At 65.6% G+C, this 1,523-nt stretch carries 1 protein-coding gene and 1 pseudogene; both read left to right on the top strand.

Going from position 1 to position 1,523, the window contains the following annotated elements:
- Positions 1 to 354 (top strand): annotated as a pseudogene (locus ATF69_RS02670) (methyl-accepting chemotaxis protein); the annotation flags it as partial.
- A 323-nt stretch (positions 355 to 677) separates the two neighbouring features.
- Positions 678 to 1,523: MCP four helix bundle domain-containing protein (locus ATF69_RS02665; protein ID WP_146869817.1), on the top strand; the 846-nt coding region annotated here is incomplete at its 3' end.

Raw genomic sequence — 1,523 nt, 5'->3', positions numbered from 1 at the left:
ATGACGCAACAGAACGCGGCGCTGGTGGAAGAGTCCACGGCGGCAGCTGCCTCGATGCGTGACCAGGCACAGCACCTGGCGCAGGTGGTGTCGGTATTCAACGTGGGAGCGGTGGCCACCCGGGCGCCGGCAGCGGCACCCCGCGCTGCAGCACCGGCGCCTGCGCCACGGCCTGCGCCGGCCGCCAAGGCCCCACTGGGCAACAAGCCTGCCACCGCCAGTAAGGCGGCCGCCAGCGCGCCCAAGGCCCCATCGCGGCTGGCGCCGCCAGTTGCACCCGCAGTCACACAGTCGGCAGCCCCTGCGCCCAAGGCTGCGGCCAAGGGCGGGGACGACGACTGGGAAAGCTTCTGATTCCTGGCCCTTGCGTGCCCTGAAGGCTCAGGGGCGTAGGCCTGTCAGGGCCCGCAATACTGGGACCAGAGGCTTGGGTGTGGCGGGCTGGGACTTGTGTGCCGGTCTGGCCCCGTCAGGCCGTGGGTTCTAGCGCCTGTTCGATCTGTCTTCGTTCGCGCATTCCTGGCGGATTTTGGATGCGGGTTTTTCCCGGTGGGGCATGAGTCCGCCGGTGCCTTGGGCTGGCGTAGGCTATGGCCTGTTGTTGATGTAATCGAATGTGTCTTGCACGCCATGCGCAGACCATGGAGACATCACCGATCCACGAGGAAAAACCAACCATGCAATTTGACAATATCCGCGTCTCCCGCAAGCTGTGGGGCGCCTTTCTGGGGCTCATGATTGCCATGTTGCTGCTGTCTGCGTTTGCGCAGAACCGGGGCAACTCTTCGATGTCGGCGGCCATGGACGCCGTGGTCGAGATCGAGGCCCGCATCTCGGCTGCTGTGCGCTGGCGGGGCGCCACCGAAACGGCTGTCACCATGGTCATGGGCGGCGCGGTGACCACCGATTCGGTGCTGGCCGAGCAATACGGCGCCAAGGTCAAGGAGATCATTGGCAACATCAACAAGGTGCAGGAAGGCATCGTGGCCTCGGCCACCGCGCCCGAGGAGAAAGCCTCGCTCGACAAGGTGCTGGAGGCGCGCAAGGCCGTGCTGGCGGCCACCGCCAAGACCTGGGAGCTCAAGGGCGCAGGCGATGCCGTCGCCACCCAACGCTATGCGGACGACGAGTTTGCCCCCCTGGTCACCAAGTACCTCAAGGCGCAGGATGAGTTTGTGGCCACGCTCGAAAAGCGCCGCGACGTGATCCGTGCCGAAGCCACCCAGCGCCGCATCGAATACGCCATCACCGGCATCATCAGCTCCATGGTGCTGATGGCGGCGGGCCTGTTCCTGGCCTGGAAGCTGGTGCGCTCCATCACCCTGCCGCTGAACGAAGCGGTCGAGACCATCGATGCCATTGCAGCAGGCGATCTGACGCGCGAGCTGCAATCCACCCGCAAGGACGAGTTTGGCCACATGCTGCGTTCGCTGTCGGCCATGTCGTCACGGCTGCGTGGTGTGGTGAGCGAAGTGCGCCAGGGGGTGGATTCGGTCTCGTCGGCGTCGGTGGAGATTGCCAAC

The sequence above is a fragment of the Acidovorax delafieldii genome (assembly GCF_007993815.1).
Lineage (GTDB): Bacteria > Pseudomonadota > Gammaproteobacteria > Burkholderiales > Burkholderiaceae_C > Acidovorax > Acidovorax delafieldii.
The sequence above is the reverse complement of the archived record's forward strand: the minus strand, read 5'-3'. Positions and strand labels throughout refer to the sequence as shown.